The organism is Rhodococcus sp. 05-2254-5, from assembly GCF_002258575.1.
GTDB lineage: Bacteria > Actinomycetota > Actinomycetes > Mycobacteriales > Mycobacteriaceae > Rhodococcoides > Rhodococcoides fascians.
In genome coordinates this window covers 309,416-332,891 of the sequence record NZ_NOZG01000026.1, presented here as the reverse complement: position 1 = coordinate 332,891, position 23,476 = coordinate 309,416, and the positions used below count along the sequence as shown (strand labels likewise).

The window sequence follows — 23,476 nt, the reverse complement described above, 5'->3', positions numbered from 1 at the left end:
CTCAGTCGGCTTCGGCTGGCTCGACGGCTTCTGCATCGCCGCGATCCGCGGGGGACTCCTCGCGGGGAGCCTTGTACGGGTCCGGGTCTCCGGCAGGCTTCGCGTTCGCCCGGGCGCGAGCCAGCTCCTCGTCGGCTGCGCGAGCGCGTTCGAGCAGCTCTTCCATGTGCCGGGCGGTGTCGGGGACGGTATCCGTCATGAACGTCAGCGTCGGAGTGAACCGCACACCGGTACCGGCTCCGACCTTCGAGCGGAGAACGCCCTTGGCCTTCTCCAGACCCGCCGCAGCTCCCTGCAGATCGGGCGGGGTATCGAGATCCTCGCCCATCACGGTGTAGTACACCGTGGCGTCGTGCAGGTCAGCCGTCACCTTCGTGTCGGTGATGGTCACGAACGCCAACCGTGGATCTTTGATCTCGTGGTCGATCGCCGTCGCAACGATAGCGGCGATTCGCTTGGACAACTTACGAGCCCTGGCCTGATCCACCACGACAATCACACTCCTCTTTCATGGCCGGACGTCACTGCAGTGCGACGTCTCGGCGATTACGCTCCAACATTCGCCGAACACGTTCGACGAACTCCCCGATCTAATCCTCGGGGCCGAAAATTCTTCGGCGTACTGCCAACAGTTCCAGATCCTGACGCTCGGCGACGTGCCGCTCGCACTCGTCGAGCTTGTCGTGCAACAGGTCGACGTTCGTGCCCGCCGCTGCCACGCCCAACATCGAACGCCGAATACGTTCTCGCTCACCGGTTTCGGCGGCAGACACTCCCAGCCTCTGCAGATCGCCGAGAACCGGTTCCACCATCGACCGTTTCTCAGCGAGCGAACGCACGTCCCCCAACAACACGTCCAACTCCAAAGCACCCAGATACACGCTGACGTCGCCCCTTCGATCAGCTCCGACGACAAAGCCGGTGGCGGTACATATGTCGTACCACCACCGGCTCGTCCCCGGAGTGCAGTGTCACTCCCCTGGCTTCACCACCGAGCCGACGCGACCGGGAACGGAGCTGTTCAGCTCCGGACCTGTTCTAGTCGCGCGGCTTTTCACGGAGCTCGTACGCCTCGATGACATCGCCCACCTTGATGTCGGAGTACGTCACCGTCAAACCACACTCGTATCCCTCACGAACCTCGACTGCGTCGTCCTTCTCGCGGCGAAGCGAGGAGATCGTCACGGTCTCGGCCACGACCGCATTGTCACGGAGCAGGCGCGCCTTGGCGTTGCGACGGATCGTACCGGAGGTGACGAGGCAACCGGCGATGTTTCCGACCTTCGAGGAACGGAACAGCGCGCGGATCTCGGCCTGGCCCAGAGCGACCTCTTCGTAGATCGGCTTGAGCATGCCCTTGAGGGCCTTCTCGATCTCGTCGATTGCCTGGTAGATCACCGAGTAGTACCGAATGTCGACGCCCTCGCGGTTGGCGAGTTCGGTTGCCTTGCCCTCGGCCCGCACGTTGAAGCCGATGATGATCGCGTTGGATGCCGACGCCAGGTTGACGTTGGTCTCCGTGACGCCACCGACACCGCGGTCGATGACGCGCAACTCGACTTCGTCGTCGATCTGGATACCGAGCAAGGCCTCTTCGAGCGCCTCGACGGTTCCCGAGTTGTCACCCTTGAGGATCAGGTTGAGCTGCGAAGTCTCCTTCAGAGCTGCATCGAGATCGTCGAGGCTGATGCGCTTGCGACTCTTGGCCGCCAGAGCATTGCGCTTACGGGCATTACGGCGATCGGCGATCTGACGGGCGATCCGGTCCTCGTCGACGACCAGAAGGTTGTCGCCTGCACCGGGCACCGACGTGAAGCCGATGACCTGAACGGGCCGGGACGGCATCGCTTCGGTGACGTCCTCGCCGTGCTCGTCGACCATGCGACGCACGCGGCCGTAGGCATCGCCGGCGACGATCGAGTCACCGACGCGCAGCGTTCCGCGGGCGATGAGCACGGTGGCCACCGGACCGCGACCGCGGTCGAGGTGTGCCTCGATGGCGACACCCTGGGCATCCATGTCCGGGTTGGCACGCAGATCGAGTGACGCATCGGCCGTCAGCAGCACCGCTTCGAGGAGGGCATCGATGTTGGTGCCCTGCTTGGCGGAGATGTCGACGAACATCGTCTCGCCGCCGTATTCCTCGGCGACCAGACCGTATTCGGTCAGCTGCTGCCGGATCTTGTCCGGGTTCGCGCCTTCCTTGTCGATCTTGTTGACCGCGACCACGATCGGCACGTCGGCCGCCTGGGCGTGGTTGATGGCTTCGACCGTCTGCGGCATGACACCGTCGTCGGCCGCGACCACGAGGATCGCAAGGTCGGTGGCCTTGGCACCACGAGCACGCATGGCCGTGAAGGCCTCGTGACCGGGGGTGTCGATGAAGGTCACGAGACGCTCGTTGCCTTCGAGCTCGGTCAACACCTGGTACGCACCGATGTGCTGCGTGATGCCGCCGGCCTCGCCTTCGCGCACCGTGGTGTTACGAATCGAGTCGAGCAGTCGAGTCTTACCGTGATCGACGTGGCCCATGACGGTGACCACCGGGGGACGCTGCTCGAGATCTTCCTCGCCGCCGGCATCTTCGCCGTAGGTGAGGTCGAACGAATCGAGCAGTTCGCGATCCTCGTCCTCGGGACTGACGACCTGCACGACGTAGTTCATCTCGCCGCCGAGAAGCTCCAGCGTCTCGTCGTTGACCGACTGCGTCGCGGTGACCATCTCACCGAGGTTGAACAGTGCCTGCACGAGTGCAGCGGGGTTGGCGTCGATCTTGTCTGCGAAGTCCGACAGCGATGCTCCGCGGGCGAGACGAATGGTCTCGCCGTTGCCGCGGGGCAGCCTGACGCCGCCGACCGCGGGAGCCTGCATGCTCTCGTACTCGGCGCGTTTCGCCCGCTTCGACTTGCGACCGCGGCGGACTGCTCCGCCGGGCCGACCGAACGCACCTGCGGCTGCGCCACGCTGACCGGGACGGCCACCGCCGCCGGGACGGCCACGGAAGCCACCTGCGGGAGCGCCGCCTGCCGGTGCACCACCGGGCGCGCCACCGCCGCGGTAGCCACCGCCACCGCCGCCGCCCGGACGTCCACCCGGTGCGCCGCCGGGGCGACCGGGACGTCCTGCTGCGGGGCCGGGACGTGCCGAACGAGTCGGCATCGCACCCGGATTGGGGCGAGGAGGCATGGAGCCCGGGCTGGGCCGAGGTCCGGCCTGACCCGGTGCGGGACGGGGGCCGCCCTGTCCGGGAGCCGGACGAGCGCCGCCTGCCGGTGCGGCCGGACGGGGTCCACCCTGTCCGGGAGCCGGTCGTCCGCCGCCGGGGCGGGGAGCACCGGCACCGGGAGCGGGTCGCGGAGCCGGTCGTTCCACCGGAGCCGACGAGTACGGATTGTTTCCGACGCGCGGGGCCTTCGGGCCGGGCTTGGGGCCAGGACCAGCGGGCTTGGGGGCGGCCGGAGCCGACGCTGTTGCCTCGGCCGACGCGGCAGGTGCCTGCTCGACCGGAGCAGCGGGTGCTGCCGGACGAGGGGTGGGCGCAGCCGGTGCCGGCGTGGGCGCAGCGGCCGGTGCCGACGGGGCAGCGGGAGCTACCTCAACGGGCGACTGTGCTGCCGGAGCTTGCGCTGCGGGTGCCTGTGCAGCGGGGGCCTCGGGCTCGGCCGGGCGGGATGCCGGCTTGGGTCCGGGACGAGGTCCACTCGGCTTTGCTGCGCCGGGCTTCGCGGCGGAATCCGACGCACGATCTGCTGCTGCGCGACCGTTGGGTGCTGCTGCACCGGACGCCGGCGCGTCCGCGTTTGCGGACGGGAAGGATTCACGAAGTCGACGAGCCACGGGGGCTTCGACTGTGGATGATGCGGACTTGACGAACTCGCCTTGCTCTTTGAGCCGTGCGAGTAGTTCCTTACTGGTGACACCGAGTTCTTTTGCCAACTCGTGCACGCGGGCCTTGCCTGCCACTGCTCTCCTCACTGAGAGGCCGAGCGAGGCTTGGTGCCCGCACGACCTCGGGTTATCTCCGATGGACGTTCATCGTTGGTGCTTCACGGTGTGCTCATCAGTGCTGTTGCCTGTTCTTGTCGACGGGTGTTGCTCTTGTCGTGTTCTCGCCGTGCAGCCGTTCGTGCTCGTCGAGCACGTCCGATACTGCGGACGATTCCACATTTCCCGATATCCGAAACGCGCGGCCGAAGACTCGGCGACGTTCCGCATTGTGCAGGCATTCTCGGTTGTAGTGCAACCAAGCACCACGACCGGACATCGAATGCCGGATGTCGGGGACGAGAGCGAATTCGTACGAACCAGCTTCTCGAACCACGATCCTCAACAGATCGGCGGCCGGCACTCGCTCCCTGCACCCGACACATGTACGAATCGGCCGGCTTGTCACAACCGGATTCTCGCGTTCACGTCTCCGAGCGGAGAGGTCGTTACCGAACCATCGACCACTCTACCGCTGTATTGCCTCGATCTCCGCATTCCGGCCCTAGGCGCTGGTCGTCTCGGGTGCCGCCGCGTCACTGCGGATGTCGATACGCCAACCGGTCAATCGAGCGGCAAGTCGAGCGTTCTGCCCTTCCTTGCCGATCGCCAGCGACAACTGGTACTCCGGGACCACCACTCGCGCCGCGCGAGCGGCTGCGTCCACCACGGTCACAGACACAACCTTCGACGGCGACAGTGCATTCCCGACGAACGTCGCCGGGTCCTCGTCGAAGTCGATGATGTCGATCTTCTCGCCGGCCAGTTCGCTCATCACATTCCGCACGCGCTGCCCCATCGGCCCGATACATGCACCCTTGGCGTTCAGGCCCGAGACCGTCGACGCGACCGCGATCTTCGAGCGGTGCCCTGATTCACGCGCTACCGCCACGATGTCGACCGAACCGTCGGCGATCTCGGGCACCTCGAGCGCGAACAACTTGCGCACCAGATTGGGGTGTGTGCGCGAGAGCGTGATCTGCGGGCCGCGGTTGCCCCGCGCGACTCCGACGACGTAGCACTTGATGCGCTCACCGTGCTCGTACGTCTCCCCCGGAACCTGCTCGGCGGGCGGAAGCAGGCCGTCGGCCCCATTCGCCTCGCTGCCGATCCGGACGATGACGGTGCCCTTGGCGTTGGCGCGCGTATCGCGCTGGATGACGCCGTTGACGATCTCACCCTCGTGGGTCGAGTACTCCCCGAAGGAGCGCTCGTGCTCCGCATCGCGCAAACGCTGCAGAATCACCTGACGAGCGGTGGTGGCAGCGATCCGGCCGAAGCCTTCCGGAGTGTCGTCCCACTCGGAGATCAGATTGCCCTCGGCGTCGAACTCCTTGGCCATCACCCGGACGGAACCGGTCTTGCGATCGACGTCGATTCGCGCGTTGGACTGGTGCCCCTCGGTGTGCCGGTAGGCGGTCAACAGCGCGGTCTGGATCGTCGAGATCACCATCTCGATCGGAACGCCCTTGTCCGCCTCGATGGCGCGCAGAGCTGCAATATCGATATTCACTTGTCCGACCCTTCTTCCGGTGCTTCCACATTCACGATTTCGTCGGTGTTCGCGGGTGACGGCCTACCGCCCACCACGCCGCCCGCAAGATCCATCTCTTCTGCGGTCGGCCGCGAAAATTCTACCTGCACAACAGCTTTCACAACATCGACCAGCGCGATCGATCGTGTCGAGAGAACTCCCTTGTCCTTGATCACGAGGGCAACCGAGTCACCGTCGAGAAGTCCGACGCGGCCCTCGACCTTGCCGTCGGCGAGTTCGATCCGCACCTTGCGACCACGCGCGCGACGCCAATGCCGTGGTTGTGTCAACGGGCGATCGATTCCGGGAGTGGTGACCTCGAGGGTGTACGGCGCTTCGCCGAAATCGGTCACGCCGTCGAACACATCGGAGATCACCCGGCTCAACTCCGGCAGCGCGTCGAGGTCGACGCCGTCTTCACGGTCGACCATGATGCGCACGGCACTGTGCTTACCGGCAGCGACCACGTTCACGTCCTCGAGGTCGTAGCCCCGATCTCGAACCAGGTCGCCGAGCAGTTCGACAACCCTTTCCTGGGACGGAACAGGCATGTCGCGAACTCCTCGTGTGTAGTTGTCGGCAATGCGGCACAGGTGCGCCGGACCGCGTTTGGTGAACCAACAGACTACCGCCCCGCAGGTGGTGCTCGCGACCACGCACGGCCGAGGCGACACACGGGCACGGCGCGTGTCGCCTCGAGGGTCCGACACGGTCGAGGGTCTGGCACGATATCGGGGTGCCCACGCCGACCGCCCCTCTCTCGTTGAACAGACGTGGGTTGTTCCGGCTCGCCGGTGCCGCCGTACTCACTGCGGCCACGGCGTCGACCGTCACGGCTTGCGGCGCGGAGGAAATTTCCGGTCCCGCACTCGATTCTCTGACGGCACAGTTGCGCTCCGCTCGCTCCGACGCCGCGGCTGCGTCTTCGGCGGCAGCGGTCGCTCCCGATTACGCAGGAGCTCTCGGCGTGGTCGCGGCCCAGCGGACCGAACATGCGGATGCACTCGAGACCGAGATCGCCCGGGCTACCGGAGCGACCACCGACACCTCGTCGACGACTGCCACGACGACCACGACCGCGGCCCAGTCCGCGCCGCCACCCGATCTCGCCGCGGTGCGCGATGCGCTGACCGCCTCGGCACGCAGTGCGGCGACCGCCGCCCGCGACGAAAGCGGTTATCGCGCCGGCCTTCTCGGGTCGATCAGTGCCTCGTGCACGGTGTTCGCTCAGGTGGTACTCGCATGAGCGATCTCGGACCCGAACAACAGGGGCTCGTCGATGCACTCGTCGCCGAGTACGCAGCCGTCTTCGCGTACGGGATCGTCGCGGCGTTCTCCAACCCGACCCGAGCAGACATGGTGGCCGCGTGCACCGCGGCACACCGAGCGCGTCGAGACTCGACCATCGACGCACTCCGCGCGGCCAGCGTCACAGCGCCCCTGCCCGATCCGGCATACGCGTCGCCGTTTCCGGTGACCAATGCGATCTCGGCTGTGCAGCTCGCTGTTCAGGCAGAGATCGACACGAGTGTGGCGTGGCGCTCGGCCGTCGAGCGCAGTCGATCCGGCGGCACTCGCGAGATGGGCGTCCAGGCACTGACCGAGGCCGCGATCAGACTGGCCAGATGGCAGCAGATCCTGGGTGTCATCCCGTCGTCGACGGCTTTTCCCGGTCAGCCGTGACCACGTCGTCCGCCGGACCGGCGGAACGACCCGGCATGAACAGTGCCGCAACCAATCCGATCGCCACCGCCCCTGCGCCTACGAGTAGAGCGGGTGCCAACGCGTCGGTGTATCCAGCGGGGGTGAGTGATCCTCCGTTTCCGATGAACACCGCCGTCAGGACGGCGATTCCGAGCGCAATTCCCACTTCCCGCACAGTGGAGTTCGCACTACTCGCCGTGGCGTGATCGTCGTCGTCCATGTCTCGCAACACTGCGGTCGCCGAGGGCGCGAAGGTCAACCCCATGCCGACTCCGGCCATCAGCAGCGCGGGCACCATCGACAGGTAGGCGGTGTCGGGTCCGAGGATCAGTGCCATCCACACCAGTGACAGCGACTGCAACGCCAGTCCGGACACCAACAAGCCGCGCAGGCCGACTCGATCGGCCACGAGACCCGCAATGGGTGCGACCACCATAGGCGCGGCGGTCCAGGGCAATGTGCGCAGGCCCGCCTCGAACGGGCTGTAGTGCATCACTATCTGCAGGTACTGAGCAAGCAGGAACACGGCCCCGAACATGCCGAGCGAGAACGTGATTCCGATGATGTTCGCCAGCGTGAAACTGCGTGATCGGAAGAGCGTCAACGGCAGTACCGAGAACGGGGTTCGCCATGCTCGGGAGACGAACGCGAGGAGAAGCACCGCAGAGCCGACGAAGCTCGCGAGCACGGTGGTCGATGCCCATCCGTCGTCGTTGCCGTGGACCACCGCCCACACGAGCAAGAACACCCCGCCTCCCGCGAGCACCACACCCAGCAGATCGAGAGGTTGCCTGCGCCCGGTCGACTCGGTCAGGGCGATGTACGCCAGCGGTACCGCGACGAGCGCCACCGGGACGTTGATCCAGAAGATCGCTTGCCAGGAAATACCGTCGACGACCGCACCACCGACGACAGGCCCGAGTGCGACACCGAGGCCCGAGACACCGCCCCAGATTCCGATTGCCATGGCGCGCTTGGCAATCGGAACGACAGCTGCGAGCAGAGTCAGTGACAGCGGCATGATCGCCGCGGCACCGAGGCCCTGTATCGCCCGTGCGGCGATGAGCATTGCCGGACTCGTGGCGAGCGCGCTGGCCACGGAGGCCGCGGTGAACAGCGCTATCCCGCCGAGGAAGACCGCGCGCCTGCCCCAGCGATCGCCCAAGGTCGCTGCAGTGAGCATGAATGTCGCGAAGCTCAGCGTGTAGGCGTTGAGGAACCACTGCAGCTGTCCGACCGACGCATTCAGATCCTGCTGAACCACCGGCAGCGCGCTGGTCATCACCAGATTGTCGAGGGTTGCCATGAACATGGGCAGGGATGCGGCGACGATTCCCAGCCACACGGGAATCGACCGAGCGGCGGGGTGCACTGCAGGCGGAGCGGCTGTAGCGGTCATGGCGAACGTCCCGTCTCGAGTATGTAAGCATCGAATGATTACTTATGATGCGACCGTAAGTTATCGACTGATAACCTGTCAATATGTCCGACACTCCCACGCCCAAGCCCCGAGCAACCCGAATGGACGCGGCCGACCGTCGAGAACTCGTCCTCGACGCCGCGACACGAGCGTTCGCACGCGGGGGCTTCGCCGGGACGAGCACCGATGCGGTGGCCAAGGAAGCGGGCGTCTCGCAGCCGTATGTGGTTCGGATGTTCGGAACCAAAGTCGAATTGTTTCGGCTGGTCTTCCAACGCTCCATCGACGGCATCATGACGGCATTCGACGCAGTGCTGGCTTCGGGGCCTCTGGACCCGACGGACGACGAGACCTGGGCCGACCTGGGCGGTGCCTACGCCGATCTGGTGGCCGATCGCGACCTTTTGATGGTCATGATGCACGGGTTCGGTGCAGGGTCGGTACCCGAGATCAGCCGCCAGGCACGAGAAGGAATGGGCGCGATCTACAACCAGATCCGCAGCGGTACCGGGTGTTCGGAAGATCAGGCTCGGCAGTTCATCGCACACGGAATGCTGCTCAACGTCTTGTTGTCGATGCAGGCACCGGAGCATCCGGAGGACAGCGAGGGACTGCACGAGATGACGATGTGCGCGTTCGGAACCAAGCTCGTCCCAGCCGATTCCGGACAGCTGTGACGCCTAGGGGCGCATCTCGTACCGACCGTCGTACGTGACGACGTCGTTCCAGACCGTCTCGAATCTTGCTGCGTCCACCACCGGCTTGCGTACGGCGTCCAGCGCCCATTTCTGCTGCGCATCGGTCGACGACGGCTTTCCGTACAGCGCGACGGCGTAGCCGGAGAAGTCCCTGATCTGGAAGTCGAAGATCTGATCCAGCATGTCGGTGGAGATCTCGTCGGCCTGTTCGAGGATCAGGTGGCCGTAGACGACGAGTGAGAACAGATGCCCCACCACGAGCAGGAAGTCGAGGTCCTGTTGCTGCGACTCGTCGGGGGCACACTCGGCGAGGAACGACGCGAACGCCTGGGCCTGCTCGTAGAAACGACCCACGTTGGGAACACCGGAATGCTTGCGATACACCGGGTTCCAATCGTGGAACCGAACCGAACTCGCGCCGCGAGCGGGGCCTTGGGCGAAGAAGAATCCGTCGTCGACGGCGTCGGTGAACGTGGCCACCTCCGCCTGATCGGTGGGCGAGAACATGTATGCCGGCATGAACTTGAGCATCAGGGCGACGTTGACATGCACCGTTCCCTCGAGTTTCGGCAATGTACCGATGAGTTGCGCGGCTTCACGGAAGTAGGTGTTCTTCTCGTACCCCTTGGCGGCGATGACGTCGTGCAGCAAGCGAACCACCGACTCGCCCTCGGACGTCACCTTGGCCTTGGTCATGGGGTTGAACAACAGGTAGCGGCGGTCGCCGGGACCCGCAGCGCGGAAGTAGTCCAGAGCACGCGCGCTGAACAGCTTCATGGCGGTCAGCCGCGAGTAGGCATCGACAAACGCACTGCGCACGTGGGGGAATTCGGTGACACGGTTGCCGTACAGAATCCGATTGTTGGCGTGTGTGATCGCCTCGTAGAACGCGTGCTCGCAGATGCCGATCGAGCCGGTGCAGAGGTTGAACTTGCCGACGTTGACGGTGTTCAGTGCAGCCGAGAACGCGTCGGGTCCGGTATGCAGAATGTCCTCGCGGCGAACGGGATAATTCTCGAGCGAGAAGGTACTGACGTACATCTGGCCGTGAACGACGCTCTCGCGCAACCGATACGCGGGATGCGAGCTGTCGGCGACGAAGAAGACGTACGACTCCGGCCCGTCGATGTCGGTGCGTCTACCGAACACCGACACCATGCCCGCCACGTTGCCGTTACCGATGTAGTACTTCTCCCCCGACGCGGTGAACTCGAGGTCGTCGTCGACGGCGGACGTCAACAGCATGTCGGTGGAGTAGACGTCGGCACCGTGTGCGCGCTCGGACAATCCGAATGCCATGACGCCGCCGCGGTCGAGCTCACGCGCTGCGCGGCGCTTGGCGTCGTCGTTGTCGCTCATCCAGATCGGGCCGAGGCCGAGCACCGTGACCTGCCAGGTGTACCAGTAGGCCAAGCCGTAGAACCCGAGAATTTCGCTCAGAGCAGCGTTGCGGGCAGCGTCCCAACGAGCGTTGGGCAACCCGTTCGCATACTCGGCCGGCGTCGAGAACGTGGCGAACAGTTTCTGGGCTGCGACGAACTCGAGGAAGTCGGCGGGCCAGACTCCCTCGAGATCGTCGGCGAGCAGCCTGGCTTTACCGCGATCCTCGAACCAATCGATCAGCGCGCGGAGCTGACGACGAGACTCCTCGTCGAGCTCGGCGGGATCGAACGTTGTCGGATCGAACAGCGCAAACTGAGCCACGGTGTGACCTCTCCTAGTCGTGTGACCCGAAGCTACCAGCGAGTAGACCGGTGCGTGGGGAGATCGAGCGTGGAGAAATCGGGACGGGCTGTTACGTGGTGGCGCGCACCGCGGCGACGATCTCGTCGACCGCGGAATCGATGTCGAGTTCACGGCTCTCACCCGAGAATCGATCCCGGATTTCGACCTTGCCATCGGCCCAACCGCGGCCGAGGACGACGACGAGCGGAACACCGATCAGTTCGGAGTCCTTGAACTTCACGCCGGGCGAGGCCTTGCGGTCGTCGAAGAGAACCTCGATACCCTGCGAATCGAGTTGCGTCGCAATGGATTCTGCGCCGGCGCGCGCGGCCTCGTCCTTGTTCGCGATCACCAGATGTACGTCGGCGGGTGCTACCTCCGACGGCCACCGAAGGCCCTTGTCGTCGTGCATCTGCTCGGCGATGACGGCCACCAGACGGGAGACACCGACGCCGTAGGAACCCTGTACGAGTCGCACGGGCTTGCCGGTCTCGCCGAGTACGTCGACCGAGAATGCATCGGTGTACTTGTAGCCCAACTGGAAGATGTGCCCGATCTCGATTCCGCGAGCGCTGACCAGCGGCCCCTGTCCGTCGGGTGACATGTCCCCGTCACGCACCTCGGCGGCCTCGATGGTGCCGTCGGGAACGAAGTCACGGCCGGCCACGAGGTTCACCACGTGCTTGCCCTGCACATCGGCACCGGTGATCCACGATGTTCCGTTCACCACCCGGGGGTCGACGAGGTAGCGAACTCCGTTGGCCTGCAGCGCACGCGGCCCGATGTATCCCTTGATCAGAAACGGGTGAGCAGCAAAGTCCGCGTCGGTCAGCAATGCGAATTCGGCAGGCTCTAGCGATGCTTCGAGGCGCTTCTCGTCCACCTCACGGTCACCGGGCAGGCCGATGGCCAGCAGCTCCCACTCGCCACCGGCGGACCGCACCTTGAGCAGGATGTTCTTGAGCGTGTCGGCACCGGTGACGGTACGACCCAGATCTGCGCCGTTCGCCCACTCGACCAGCGTCGCGATGGTGGGAGTGTTGCCCGTCTCGTAGGCGACCGCGGCAGGCTGCCCCTCGATGGCGATGGGGTCCGGTGCCGGGGTCGTGACGGCCTCGACGTTGGCCGCGTATCCCGATTCGATGCACCGAACGTAGGTGTCCTCGCCGATGTCGCTCTCGGCCAGGAATTCCTCGGACGCACTTCCGCCCATCGCGCCGGACGTCGCGGCGACGATGACGTAGCTGACCCCGAGCCTGGCGAAGATGCGCTGGTAAGCGTCGCGGTGTGCGGCGTAGGACCGCTTCAGTCCGTCCTCGTCCATGTCGAAGGAGTAGGAATCCTTCATGACGAATTCGCGTCCGCGCAGAATGCCGGCGCGAGGACGCTCTTCGTCGCGATACTTGGTCTGAATTTGGTACAGCGTGACCGGCAGGTCCTTGTAGGAGTTGTATTCGGCCTTGACCGTCAACGCGAACAGCTCTTCGTGGGTCGGACCGAGAAGCATGTCGTTGCCCTTGCGATCCTGCAACCGGAACAGTGCGTCCCCGTATTCGGTCCACCGGTTCGTCGTCTCGTACGGCTCACGCGGCAGCAGGGCGGGCAGCGAAATTTCCTGCGCCCCGATGGCGTTCATTTCCTCGCGGACGACGCGTTCGACCTGTCGCAGCACCCGGAGACCCAGCGGCAGCCACGAATAGACGCCCGGCGCGATACGACGAACGTAGCCGGCGCGAACCAACAGCTTGTGACTGTCGACCTCGGCGTCGGCCGGGTCGTCGCGAAGGGTACGAAGGAACAGCTGCGAAAGACGGGTGATCACGGGTTGTCAGACTAGTCGGTGGTGCAGCGCCTGCGGATAGGCGGCCGCGAAGTGAGTAGCCTTGACCCCCGTGCTGATTCTGCTGCCTCCCTCCGAGACGAAGTCCGACGGCGGTTCCGGAGCACCTCTCGATCTGGACCGGTTGTCGTTGCCGTCCCTGCTTCCGCTCCGACGAACGCTTGCCGACGCCCTGGTCCGGCTCTCCGGCGACGTCGACGCGTCCATCACCGCTCTCGGTCTCGGTCCGACCCAGGTGGACGAGATCGAACGAAACGTCCGCCTGTTCGCCTCGCCCACCACTCCCGCCCTGCGCCGGTACACAGGAGTGCTGTACGACGCTCTCGGGGCGTCGACCTTCACCCGTGCCGGACGCGCGCGTGCGGATGCCAGGCTGTGGATCGGGTCGGCACTGTTCGGGGCCGTTCGCGCGTCCGACCCGATTCCGTCCTATCGACTCTCCGGCGGGTCGTCCATTCCGAACTTCGGGACGTTGCGAGCGCACTGGAAGCCTCGACTGTCCGAGGCCCTTCTCACCGAGGCCGAGGGAATCGTCGTCGACCTCCGGTCCGGCACCTATCAACAGCTCGGGCCCATCCCCGGGGCGATCACGGCAACGGTGCTCACCGAGAAGCCCGACGGCAGTCGGTCGGTGGTGAGCCACTTCAACAAGCATCACAAGGGATTGCTCGCCCGCGCGCTGACCCTGACCACGGCCGAGCCCAAAGATGTGAAAGCTGTTGCGCGCGTGGCGTCGAAGGCGGGTCTTCGAGTCGAAGTGGCGTCGGACACCGAACTGATCGTGCTCACCGAATGAGCGCCGTTCCGGAACTGCTGCGACAAGGAGCCGACGCATCCGTCGGCAAGAACAAGAGTCAACGCATCGCCGACGACATCGCCGACCGTCTGGTCTCGATGCACGCGAACGAACTCGGCACGCTGGCACTGACCAACATGATCGGCACGCTGTACGAGAACGGTTGGCAACCACTGGATCTGATGCATGTGGTCCGGCGTCAGCACACGGTGGCCGTGACGAATCTCGCTGCTGCGGCGCTGCTGCACCATGCCGATCTCATCGAAGCGGACTCCCGCGCCCCGCACGATTGGGTCGATCAGATGTCGGCGATCTGCGAACAGTTCCCGACGGTCGCAGCCCGAGTGGACGCCACTCCCGACTTCCTCACGGCGTACCTCGTGGCGTCCGGCAAGTCCGACTACATCGCCGCCAGCGATCAGTGGCTCGACGTGCTCACGCTGCTCGGCCAGTGGCAAACCCTCCCCCGTTGGCCGCAACTGGGTGCCAAGCCTTCGCAGTGGCCCCGCACACGCTCGTCGGTGCCGACGACCACCGGCTCGGATTCACCGAACAGCAAGATGCTGGCCAAGATTCGCGGTCTGCTGGCCAAGGCCGATGCCACCGATTTCGCGGAGGAAGCCGAGACGCTGACCGCCAAGGCGCAGGAGTTGATGACGCGATACTCGATCGACACGCTGCTGTTGGCCGAGGGTCATCTCGACGTTCGCGGTCGACGGGTGCACATCGACGGTCCGCACGCACCCGCCAAAGCCCAGCTCTTGCACGTCGCCGGTACTGCCAACCGGGTCAAGACGATCTGGGACGCGGAGTACGCCGTTGCGACGCTGGTGGGCGCGCCGGTAGACGTGGAACAGGCCGAGCTCGTCTTCACCTCGTTGCTGGTGCAGGCAACCCGAGCTCTCGGCCACTCCCCGGAAGCCAAGAAGCGAAAGAAGGCCGGCTCGGCCGCATTCGGCAAGGCGTTCCTCTACGCCTACGCCATCCGCATCGGAGATCGTCTCACCGATGCCGACGCGCATGCCCTCGACGAGGCGAGACAGGAATCGGGCGACCTGCTGCCGATTCTCGCGGCACAGACCGTTGCCGTGGAAGCGGAGTTCGACCGCCTCTTTCCCACCGCCAAGCCGATGCGAGGCCCGCGCCTCGATGCCGAAGGATGGGACTCGGGACGAGCCGCGGCCGACCGAGCCGATCTGTCCCGCTGAAACATTCCACGAGGTTCGTCGTCCGATTCGGGAACTGTTGTAGCTTCAAGTCAGTTGAGCAGACATGAACCGAACACGCGCAGCTGCTCGACTCACCGTGCCCGTTCTGGTCGCACTGTCCGCCATCACGGCGTGCGGTACGTCGCCCTCCACCCCGGAGCCGAACGACGTCTCCGTCGCCGCGCAGTCGCCCGACGACCGCTCCGACAGCATCACCGAATCACGCAACGAAGAAGCAGCGCTGACGCTCTTCGAATCTGCGTTCACGGCCGAAGAACCTGCCGCCGCTGCGTCGGTCGTGGCGGAGAACGCCGTCGATCGACCTGGACCAGCGGTGGGGCCCGACGCGATCGTCGCCCGATTCGAGGCCACCCGGACACGGATTCCCGGTGCACGAGCCGTCGTCAAGCATGTCGCGGCCGATGGCAGATGGGTGGCAGTGCACTGGCAGGCCACCGCTGATCCGGCATCCGAGACCACCGGTGAGGCGAACATCGACCTCTTCGCCTTCGACGGCGGCAAGGTCACCGAGCACTGGGCCATGACGCAATCCGTGCCGGCCACGTCGATGAGCGGCAACACCATGTTCAGTGACCTCTACCGCTACCCGACCGCGCCCACCGAGCCGACCGAGGACGAGGAAGAGCGCCGACGCATGTCGGTGACGGCTACCTACGACGCGCTCTTCCGCGAACACGACGCGTCCGTGCTCGGGACCGACTTCGCCCCGTCCTACCTGCAACACAATCCGATTGCGGGCAACGGCACCGCGGCACTGCAACAGTTCTTCGCCGGCGGCGCGCAGTTCCCTGCCTCGGAATCGGTCGTCTCGCTGGCCGACGGCGATCTGGTGTGGACGTTCGCGAAAGCGCCGAACGCAGCAGAATCCGACCCCTTCGTCGCGGGAGACATCTTCCGGTTCGACGGCGCCATCGTCGAGCACTGGGACGTCGTTCCGGAGTAGCGACCGCTGTCGGTCGATGACCGCCGGCAAGGCAAAATGGACCGGTGCCCGAGACTCTCGACGACATCGTGACCAGGACATCGGAACTACTGGCCGAGCGCGACGTGGCCGCGTTGTCGACCCTGATGGCGGGTCTGTCCACGACGAACGCGGTCAGAATGCTCGAACGGGTCGACTCGGCGCAGCGGGCGGTTCTGTTTCGGCTGTTACCCAAGGACGAGGCCGTCGTCGTGTTCGAGCGCTTCGACGCGACCATTCGCAGCGAGCTGTTCGAGAGTTTGCGTAGCGACGACGTCATCGCCCTGTTCGAGAACCTCGACCCCGACGACCGAGTGGAACTGCTCGACGAGCTGCCCTCCAACATCGCGCATCGCATGATGCTCGGCCTGTCGCCGGCCCAACGGGCGCTCACTGCACCGATGCTGGGCTACGACCGGGGTTCGGTAGGCCGTCGAATGAGTCCGGAGTACGTGCGCCTACGCAACGACACCACGGCAGCCGAGGCTCTCGACGCGGTGCGACGGACCGGTCCCGACGCAGAATCGGTGTACCTGCTGCCCATCACCGACGACCGTCGCACGTTGCTCGGTGTGGTGACGCTCGCCGATCTCGCGACTGCGGAATCGACCACGCCGGTCGGAGAGCTCCATTCGTCGCATCCGGTGGTGCGGGCGGACTCGTCGGCGGAGGTCGCGGCACGTCTGTGTTTCGAGCATCGCAGTCCGGCGGTGGTGGTGGTCGATTCCGAACAGCGCCTGATCGGAATCCTCACCCTCGAGCAGTCCTCTCGCATCCTCGAGGAGGCCGAGGACGAGGACGCCGCCAGGGCGGGCGGTGCAGAACCGCTGCGTCGGCCGTACCTGTCGACGCCGGTCCTGTCCATCGTTCGTTCGCGCGTGGTCTGGCTGCTCGTGTTGGCGTTGTCGGCCATCCTCACCGTGCAGGTGCTCGAGATCTTTGAGCATGCACTGGCCGCGGTGGTGACCCTCGCGCTGTTCATTCCCCTGCTCACCGGCACGGGCGGGAACACCGGTTCGCAGGCCGCGACCACGGTGACCCGCGCGCTCGCCCTGGGTGACGTCCGCCCGCGCGACATTGCCGCTGTGCTGTTTCGCGAGGTCCGCGTCGGCGCGACGATGGGAGCGATGCTCGGAACGTTGGGGTTCATCATCGCCGGACTCGTCTACGACTGGCACCTGGGCCTGGTCATCGGCACGACGCTGCTGTCGATATGCACGCTCGCCGCGACGGTCGGCGGTGCGATGCCGCTGATCGCCAAGAAGATCGGCGTCGACCCCGCGGTGTTCTCGACGCCCTTCATCTCGACCTTCTGCGATGCGACCGGCCTGATCGTCTACTTCCTCATCGCCAAGGCCGTACTGGGAGTCTGATCGGCCCCGCTCGTCAGCCCTTCTGGGCGTCTTCCTGCGCGGCCTGCGCCTGGGCCACCTGCTGCGGGGTGAATCGGATGAACAGTGCGGCGATGCCGGCGATCACGGCGCAGACCGCGCAACAGAACAGCGCGAACATGTACCCGGAGCTCAGTGCGTCGAGCTGACTGTCGTTCATCAGAGTCGCCGGCCCGGATATGCCGCCGAGGGACAGTGTTCGCGACGTGACCAGTGCCCCGATGACGGCCAGCGCCAGAGGACCGCCGAGGGTCTGGGCGACCAGCGAGATTGCCGTCAGCGGACCGATTTCGGTGGGGCTCACGCCCGCGATGGCGCACAGAGGCAGCGGAACGACCGTCAGACCGACGCCGAAGCCGATCCCGATCACCGGGAAGAACAACCCTGGGAAGTACGCCGAATCCGCGTCCATCGTCGTCACGGACACCAGCAGCCAGCCGACCATGATGACCGCACCACAGAGAATGAGCCAGCGCGGAGCGATCCGAGTCACCAGTTGCGACGCGAGGAACGCCGCGGCACCGAGACCGAAGGCGAACGGCACGAACGCCAGGCCGGCATGCAGCGGGCTGTAGCCCAGAATGTCCTGCACGAACAACGCCACATATGCCGCGAGACAGAACATGACCCCGCCGGCGAAGAAGATTGCGACGAAAGTCGCCACTCGATCGCGACTGACGAACAACGAGAACGGCAGCAGCGGGTTCTCGGCCCGTCGCTCGACCAACAGGAACAATCCGAGGAACAGCAGTCCGGCGATCAACGACACGATGACGATCGGGCTAGACCAGCCCAGCTCGGTACCCTCGCTCAGCGCGAGGACCACACCCGTGCAGCCCAGGGTCGCCAGGATCGCACCCGGCACGTCCAGGGCGAGCTTCGCCCCGACGGTCTCCTGCAGCGACACGACGGCGAGCACGACGATGACGATGCCGATCGGTACGTTGATCAGGAAGATCCAACGCCACGACACCTCGGTCAGAGCGCCGCCGATGATGAGCCCGGCAATGGACCCGACACCGGTCATGGCGGCGTAGATGGCGATGGCCTGATTACGCACCGGGCCCGGAGCGAATGTCGTGGCCACCAGCGCGAATGCCGTGGGCGACGCCACCGCGGCACCGACCCCCTGCAGTGCCCTCGCCGCAACGAGCGTGGCTTCGTTGACTGCCAGTCCGCACAGCAACGAGGCGATCGTGAACAGGACGACGCCGGCGAGGAACATCTTCTTTCGCCCGAAGGCGTCGCCGAGCCTGCCGCCGAGCAACATCAACCCACCGAAGGCCAACGCGTAGGAGGTCAACACCCAGTTGCGCCCGGCGTCGGACAGACCCAGATCGGCCTGCAGCGGAGCCAAGGCGAGGTTGGCGACGGTGCCGTCGAGAACCACCATCAGTTGCAGCCCGCTCAGGACGATGATCGCCATCCCGAACGCTCGAGTCGTCACCGGGTACTTGATCTCGGTGGCGGAGGTGTTGGACATCGATGACTCAGGCACGAGCGTTCACGTTACCGGCGTGTACAGAGAACCCGGCCACAGTGCCGATGACGACGATCGCCGGCGGCCTGATCTCGGCCTCGCGGACCGCGTCGGCGACGGTGCTCAACGTGGCCCGAACTTCACGTTGGGTGCGCATGGTGCCCTCCTGAACGACGATGACGGGGGTGTCCGACGGGCGGCCGCCCGCCACGAGTACATCGGCGAACAGCCCGATGCGCTCGACGGCCATCAGCAACACGATTGTGCCCTTGAGCTTGGCCAACGCGTCCCAGTCGACCAGAGAATCGGGGTGATCGGGGGCCACGTGACCGCTCACGACGACGAATTCGTGGGTGACGGCGCGATGCGTCACCGGGATTCCGGCCGAGGACGGAACCGAGATCGCGCTGGTGATGCCCGGTACCACCGTGACCGGAATGCCCTCGGCGGCCAGCGCTTCGAGCTCCTCGTAACCGCGACCGAAGACGTACGGGTCACCGCCCTTGAGCCGAACCACGAACTTGCCGGCCTTGGCACCGTCGATCAGCGCCTGGTTGATGGCTTCCTGCGCCATAGCCCGGCCGTACGGGATCTTCGAGGCGTCGATGACCTCGACGTGTGGTCCGAGTTCGGCGAGCAACTCGGGTGGAGCCAGCCGATCGGCCACCACGACGTCCGCGTATGCCAGCAGTCTGCGGCCCCGGACGGTGATCAGGTCCGGGTCGCCCGGACCGCCGCCCACGAGCGCGACACCGGTCAGCGGCGCGTGCGCCGAGTCGGCCACGACGCCGGACTGCAGCGCTTCGACGACGGCATTGCGCACGGCGGCCGATCGGCGATGTTCGCCGCCTGCCAACACTCCCAGCGTGAGGCCGTCCCATTCGGCCGACGCCGGAGTGACGGCTGTGCCGTCCTTGGCGATGTCGGCACGGACACAGAAAATCTTGGACGCGGTCGCTTCCGCGACAATGGCGATATTGGTCTCGGCCTCGTCGGTGCAGGCGATGGCGTACCAGGCGTCGGCCAGATCGCCGTGGCGGTAATCGCGCAGTTCGAGCGTCACCTGCCCTGCTGTCGCCATTGCCTCCACGGCCGGAGTGGCCTCGCGGGTGACCACGTGGACCACTGCTCCGGACGAGATCAACAGCGGTAGTCGACGCTGTGCGACGGTGCCGCCACCGACCACGACGACGCGCCGCCCTTCGAGATTCAGGCCGACCAGATAGGGAGAGTCAGTCGCGTTCACGAGAGGAAACGCTACCGCGCGCGCTGGACTCGCTTCTCGTCCCATACGGGCTCGGCTGCTTCGTAAACCTGCCCGGTGGCACCGAACACCAGGAATCGATCGAAACTGCGGGCGAACCACCGGTCGTGTGTCACCGCGATCACGGTGCCCTCGAATGCCGCGATGGCGTCTTCGAGCGCATCGGCCGACATCAGGTCGAGGTTGTCGGTCGGCTCGTCGAGCAGCAGCAGCGTGGCACCGGAGAGCTCGAGCAGAAGAATTTGCACACGTGCCTGCTGCCCGCCCGACAGATTGTCGTAGGACTGTTCGGCCGCGCGGGCCAGACCGTATCGGTCCAACGCTCGGCCGGCGGCCTCACGGCCCATGCCGTCCCGGTGCTCGTTGCCCATGTGAAGGATCTCGAGCAGCGTGTTGCCGGCAAGATCCGGACGCGTGTGCGTCTGCGCGAACAGACCGGGCCGTACCCGGGCCCCGAGTACCGCTGTCCCGGTGTGCGGAACGGGCGCGAGTGCGAGTTCCTGGACTGGCTCGTGCTCCTTCTCGGGATCGGTGCCGCCGTTGGCGAGCAGACGCAGGAAGTGCGATTTGCCCGAGCCGTTGGAACCCAATACCGCCACGCGATCGCCGTACCAGATCTCGGTGTCGAACGGTTTCATCAGGCCGGTCAGTTCCAGGGCCGTGCACACGAGCGCACGCTTGGCCGTTCGACCACCGCGCAACCGGACGGTGACGTGCTGCTTGAGCGGTACGGCCTCGGGCGGTCCGGCCTCCTCGAATTTGGCCAGTCGCGTCTGCGATGCGTGGTAGCGGGCGGCGACGCCGTCGTTGAACTTCGCCTTCTCGCGCAGACGCAACACCAGCGCGCGCAGTTTGACCAATTCCTCGTCCCACCGCCTGCGCAGTTCGTCGAGTCGCGCGTTCCGGTCTTCCCGCGCTGCGTGATACGTCGCGAACCCACCGCCGTGCACCCACGCGGTGGCCCCGCTCACCCCCGGCTCCAGGGTCACGATCCGGTTGGCAGCGTTGGCGATGAGCTCCCGGTCGTGGCTGATGAACAGGACGGATTTGTCGGAGTCGCGAATGGTCGCTTCGAGCCAACGTTTGCCGGGCACGTCGAGGTAGTTGTCCGGCTCGTCGAGCAGCAGCAGATCGTCGGTGCCGGCGAACAACGACTCGAGCACGAGCCGCTTCTGCTCACCGCCACTGAGCGTCGAAGCCGCGCGCCACTTCGCCCGATCGAACGGCATACCGAGTGCAGCCGTGGTCACCTTGTCCCAGAACGGTTCCAGGTCGTAGCCGCCCACATCGCCCCAATCGGACAGGGCCTGCGCGTACTTCATCTGGGTCTTCTCGTCGTCGACCTCGATCATCGTGTTCTCGGCGGCGTCGAGCGCAGCAGCTGCGGACCGCACGGCTGGGGACGCGACCGACAGCAACAGATCACGCACGGTCGAGTCGTCTCGCAGTTGCCCGACGAACTGCCGCATCACCCCGAGCGAACCGGAGCTCGACACCGCGCCCTCGTCGGGAGCCTCGTCGCCCGCAACGATGCGCGTCAACGTCGTCTTACCGGTTCCGTTGGGCCCGATCAGTGCGGTCTTGGCACCGTCGCCCACCCGGAAGCCGACGCCGTTGAGCAGCTGCCGTCCGTCGGGCAGGAAGTACACGATGTCGTTGAGTTCGAGATGGGCCACAACGAACCAGCCAACCCCATAAGCCCCTCGATGGCCAATCGTTTTCACCCGAGCATGGCGGGGTGCCTGCTCTAGGCGAGCGCCAGGCTGGACGTTCGTGTCAGAACCTGCTTCCCGGCGTCGTCGACGTGGGCATGGTGGACCTGCAGTCGCGCCGAGTCGCCGTGCAGGGTCAGCAGCATGACCCCGTTGTCGAACCACGGGCCCGCCTCGGCTTGCCACTCGACACCCGACGGGCCCACGTGGGCGGCCCGCGCGAGCTTCGACAGGATCCTCGCCGCCGGGCGTTTGACGGCAAGTTTGTTAACCGCGCGGATCGGGAGATTCAGCGGATTGCGGAACGGAGACATCGTCAGCTGATACGTCGCAGGCACGTCGCGCCCGCCGACACCGAAGTCGGCGTTCGCGACGTACGAGCAGTGCACGTCTCCCGAGAGCCACATGATCGACGCGGGCTTGTCGTCACCGCGCGAGAGCTCACGCGTCAGGGCTGCCATGTCGTTGAACGAGTTGGTGAATGCGGCCCAGTGCTCGAGGTCGAGTCCGATCCGCATCTTTTCGGCCACCTTGGCCGACCTCGTCCCCCAACTCCCCTGTGCCACAGCCTCGTTCCACTGTTCGAGATGGTGCAGTGCCGGCAGCATCAGGTACGGCAGTGACGATCCGAACAGCAGGTGTCGGGGCGTCGTCTCGAGTGCGCGCTCGCGGACCCACGCCCATTCCTTCTCGTCGACCATTTCGCGGTTGTCGGGGTCGAGATTTCGTGAGCAGCGTGAGTCGATCATGATCAGACGGGTGTCGCCGAAATCTCGATAGAAGCTCCACCGGCCGGTCTCGGGGGCTCGATCGACACGTAACGCGAAGTCGGCCAACAGTTTCTCGCGATCCGCGTCGGTCTCGGCGGAGCGAACGGCGGCGTACATCTCGTCCCCCGCCAGTTCTTTCGGCGAGAGATTGCCCAGATGTTGATACACCCAGTACGACGAGTACGCCCCGATCACGCGGTCGTTCCACCACGGCCGGGTCTCGATGTCACGACGCCAGGAGGCCGACGAATTCCAGTCGTCGCGCAGATCGTGATCGTCGAGAATCATGCACGACGGGATGCTCGCCAACAGCGTCCGCACCGGCTCGAGTCCCCACGATTCCCGATAGAGCCACGAGTACTCCTCGAAGTCGCAGATCTCGTTCTCCGCGTCGGTGCCGATGGCACTGGTCGGTCCCTCTCCCGACTCCCGCCGCGCCTGCAGTCGTTCGACTATCTCGGGCGACGGGTCGTCGGCGTACACCTGGTCACCCAGAAGCAAGAGGGCCTGGGGCCACTGGCCCGGATCCTGCTCGATGAGGGCAGATCCGAGACCGGCGAGTGCATCGGCACCGATCGTCTTCAGAGACTTCGCGCTGTAATCGTCACCGCGCCGACACGACCCGAACGCGAGCGTGACCGGCCCCGCTGCGTCCACGGTGTGGATGCTGGCTCGCTTGCCGTCCTCCGGCCACACCCTGTGCTCGTCGACGAACACCTCGTAGCTCACCGGCGCGTTGGCGGGCAGGCCCTCGAGTGGAACGAGCGCGAAGTGGTGGCCGTGCACTCCCCACGTTCGTTCCGATGCTCGGACGCCGACTTCGGTGACGACGGTGACGGTGCACGGGTGCGCCATCTCGAACCACAAGGTCGCGGTCTCGGTGCCGACATAACGAACGATCGGGCCGAGTAGAACCAGACTGTCGGAACTCATTCGACCCACAGTGCCCTCGTCGGCTCGCTTTCGCC

20 protein-coding genes are annotated in these 23,476 nt (G+C 65.6%); 7 read left to right on the top strand and 13 right to left on the bottom strand.

The window, feature by feature from the left end:
* Nucleotide 1: 1 nt before the first annotated feature.
* From rbfA to rimP, 6 genes are all read right to left on the bottom strand, one after another.
* Nucleotides 2–490 (bottom strand): 30S ribosome-binding factor RbfA, encoded by a 489-nt coding sequence (rbfA, locus tag CH278_RS17395; RefSeq protein WP_094622521.1) that lies wholly within the window; start codon nt 488–490, stop codon nt 2–4.
* Between the two features lie 100 nt (nt 491–590).
* Complete coding sequence (locus CH278_RS17390; protein ID WP_027496748.1) at nt 591–881, bottom strand: DUF503 domain-containing protein; 291 nt, start codon at nt 879–881, stop codon at nt 591–593.
* Nucleotides 882–1,038: 157 nt separating this feature from the next.
* On the bottom strand, nt 1,039–3,963 hold the full coding sequence (gene infB, locus CH278_RS17385; RefSeq protein ID WP_094622447.1) for a translation initiation factor IF-2: 2,925 nt from the start codon (nt 3,961–3,963) through the stop codon (nt 1,039–1,041).
* A gap of 97 nt (nt 3,964–4,060) precedes the next feature.
* Nucleotides 4,061–4,393: a YlxR family protein gene (locus CH278_RS17380; protein WP_052053323.1), complete on the bottom strand. Its 333-nt coding sequence runs from the start codon at nt 4,391–4,393 to the stop codon at nt 4,061–4,063.
* A gap of 96 nt (nt 4,394–4,489) precedes the next feature.
* A complete protein-coding gene (nusA, locus tag CH278_RS17375) occupies nt 4,490–5,497 on the bottom strand; it encodes a transcription termination factor NusA (RefSeq protein WP_027496745.1) in 1,008 nt (335 codons plus the stop codon).
* Entirely contained in the window at nt 5,494–6,069 is a 576-nt protein-coding gene (gene rimP, locus CH278_RS17370) for a ribosome maturation factor RimP (RefSeq protein ID WP_094622520.1), read from the bottom strand. Before rimP ends, nusA begins: the two co-directional genes overlap by 4 nt.
* Before the next feature lie 185 nt (nt 6,070–6,254).
* Here rimP and CH278_RS17365 point away from each other — a divergent pair, with 185 nt between their 5' ends.
* Both CH278_RS17365 and CH278_RS17360 read left to right on the top strand, forming a co-directional pair.
* Entirely contained in the window at nt 6,255–6,764 is a 510-nt protein-coding gene (locus CH278_RS17365) for a hypothetical protein (RefSeq protein WP_094622445.1), read from the top strand.
* Nucleotides 6,761–7,201 carry a ferritin-like domain-containing protein gene (locus tag CH278_RS17360; RefSeq protein ID WP_094622444.1) on the top strand — a complete coding sequence of 147 codons (441 nt, stop codon included), beginning with the start codon at nt 6,761–6,763 and terminating at the stop codon, nt 7,199–7,201. The genes CH278_RS17365 and CH278_RS17360 overlap by 4 nt, the downstream gene beginning before the upstream one ends.
* Here the strand turns inward: CH278_RS17360 and CH278_RS17355 are convergent.
* The gene (locus tag CH278_RS17355) at nt 7,164–8,621 is read right to left on the bottom strand and encodes an MFS transporter (protein WP_094622443.1); all 1,458 of its coding nucleotides are present in this window, start codon (nt 8,619–8,621) and stop codon (nt 7,164–7,166) included. The two genes, CH278_RS17360 and CH278_RS17355, sit on opposite strands and share 38 nt — an antisense overlap.
* 83 nt (nt 8,622–8,704) lie before the next feature.
* Between CH278_RS17355 and CH278_RS17350 the strand changes: the two genes are divergently transcribed.
* On the top strand, nt 8,705–9,319 hold the full coding sequence (locus CH278_RS17350; protein ID WP_256991866.1) for a TetR/AcrR family transcriptional regulator: 615 nt from the start codon (nt 8,705–8,707) through the stop codon (nt 9,317–9,319).
* A gap of 3 nt (nt 9,320–9,322) precedes the next feature.
* Here CH278_RS17350 and CH278_RS17345 read toward each other — a convergent pair whose 3' ends face one another.
* Nucleotides 9,323–11,044: an acyl-CoA dehydrogenase family protein gene (locus CH278_RS17345; protein WP_094622442.1), complete on the bottom strand. Its 1,722-nt coding sequence runs from the start codon at nt 11,042–11,044 to the stop codon at nt 9,323–9,325.
* A gap of 91 nt (nt 11,045–11,135) precedes the next feature.
* On the bottom strand, nt 11,136–12,887 hold the full coding sequence (locus CH278_RS17340; RefSeq protein ID WP_094622441.1) for a proline--tRNA ligase: 1,752 nt from the start codon (nt 12,885–12,887) through the stop codon (nt 11,136–11,138).
* Nucleotides 12,888–12,957: 70 nt separating this feature from the next.
* On the opposite strand from CH278_RS17340, the gene yaaA reads away from it, so the two are divergent.
* The 4 genes from yaaA (at nt 12,958) to mgtE (ending at nt 17,264) form a co-directional block, all read left to right on the top strand.
* On the top strand, nt 12,958–13,701 hold the full coding sequence (gene yaaA / locus CH278_RS17335) for a peroxide stress protein YaaA (RefSeq protein WP_032370807.1): 744 nt from the start codon (nt 12,958–12,960) through the stop codon (nt 13,699–13,701).
* Nucleotides 13,698–14,909 (top strand): DUF2786 domain-containing protein, encoded by a 1,212-nt coding sequence (locus tag CH278_RS17330; protein ID WP_094622440.1) that lies wholly within the window; start codon nt 13,698–13,700, stop codon nt 14,907–14,909. Before yaaA ends, CH278_RS17330 begins: the two co-directional genes overlap by 4 nt.
* A 64-nt stretch (nt 14,910–14,973) precedes the next feature.
* Nucleotides 14,974–15,873 (top strand): nuclear transport factor 2 family protein, encoded by a 900-nt coding sequence (locus tag CH278_RS17325; RefSeq protein WP_094622439.1) that lies wholly within the window; start codon nt 14,974–14,976, stop codon nt 15,871–15,873.
* 44 nt (nt 15,874–15,917) lie between these two features.
* Entirely contained in the window at nt 15,918–17,264 is a 1,347-nt protein-coding gene (gene mgtE, locus CH278_RS17320; protein ID WP_094622438.1) for a magnesium transporter, read from the top strand.
* Nucleotides 17,265–17,277: 13 nt separating this feature from the next.
* On the opposite strand, the gene CH278_RS17315 is transcribed toward mgtE, so the two are convergent.
* The 4 genes from CH278_RS17315 to CH278_RS17300 all read right to left on the bottom strand — a co-directional run bounded on the left by CH278_RS17315 (nt 17,278) and on the right by CH278_RS17300 (nt 23,441).
* Nucleotides 17,278–18,765 (bottom strand): MFS transporter, encoded by a 1,488-nt coding sequence (locus tag CH278_RS17315; protein ID WP_032366427.1) that lies wholly within the window; start codon nt 18,763–18,765, stop codon nt 17,278–17,280.
* Nucleotides 18,766–18,772: 7 nt separating this feature from the next.
* Nucleotides 18,773–20,053 carry a uroporphyrinogen-III C-methyltransferase gene (gene cobA, locus CH278_RS17310; protein ID WP_048318323.1) on the bottom strand — a complete coding sequence of 427 codons (1,281 nt, stop codon included), beginning with the start codon at nt 20,051–20,053 and terminating at the stop codon, nt 18,773–18,775.
* Nucleotides 20,020–21,702 (bottom strand): ATP-binding cassette domain-containing protein, encoded by a 1,683-nt coding sequence (locus tag CH278_RS17305; protein WP_032366426.1) that lies wholly within the window; start codon nt 21,700–21,702, stop codon nt 20,020–20,022. The genes cobA and CH278_RS17305 overlap by 34 nt, the downstream gene beginning before the upstream one ends.
* 71 nt (nt 21,703–21,773) lie before the next feature.
* Nucleotides 21,774–23,441, bottom strand: coding sequence for a DUF7800 domain-containing protein (locus CH278_RS17300; RefSeq protein ID WP_032366425.1), 1,668 nt, complete (start codon nt 23,439–23,441; stop codon nt 21,774–21,776).
* Nucleotides 23,442–23,476: the final 35 nt, after the last annotated feature.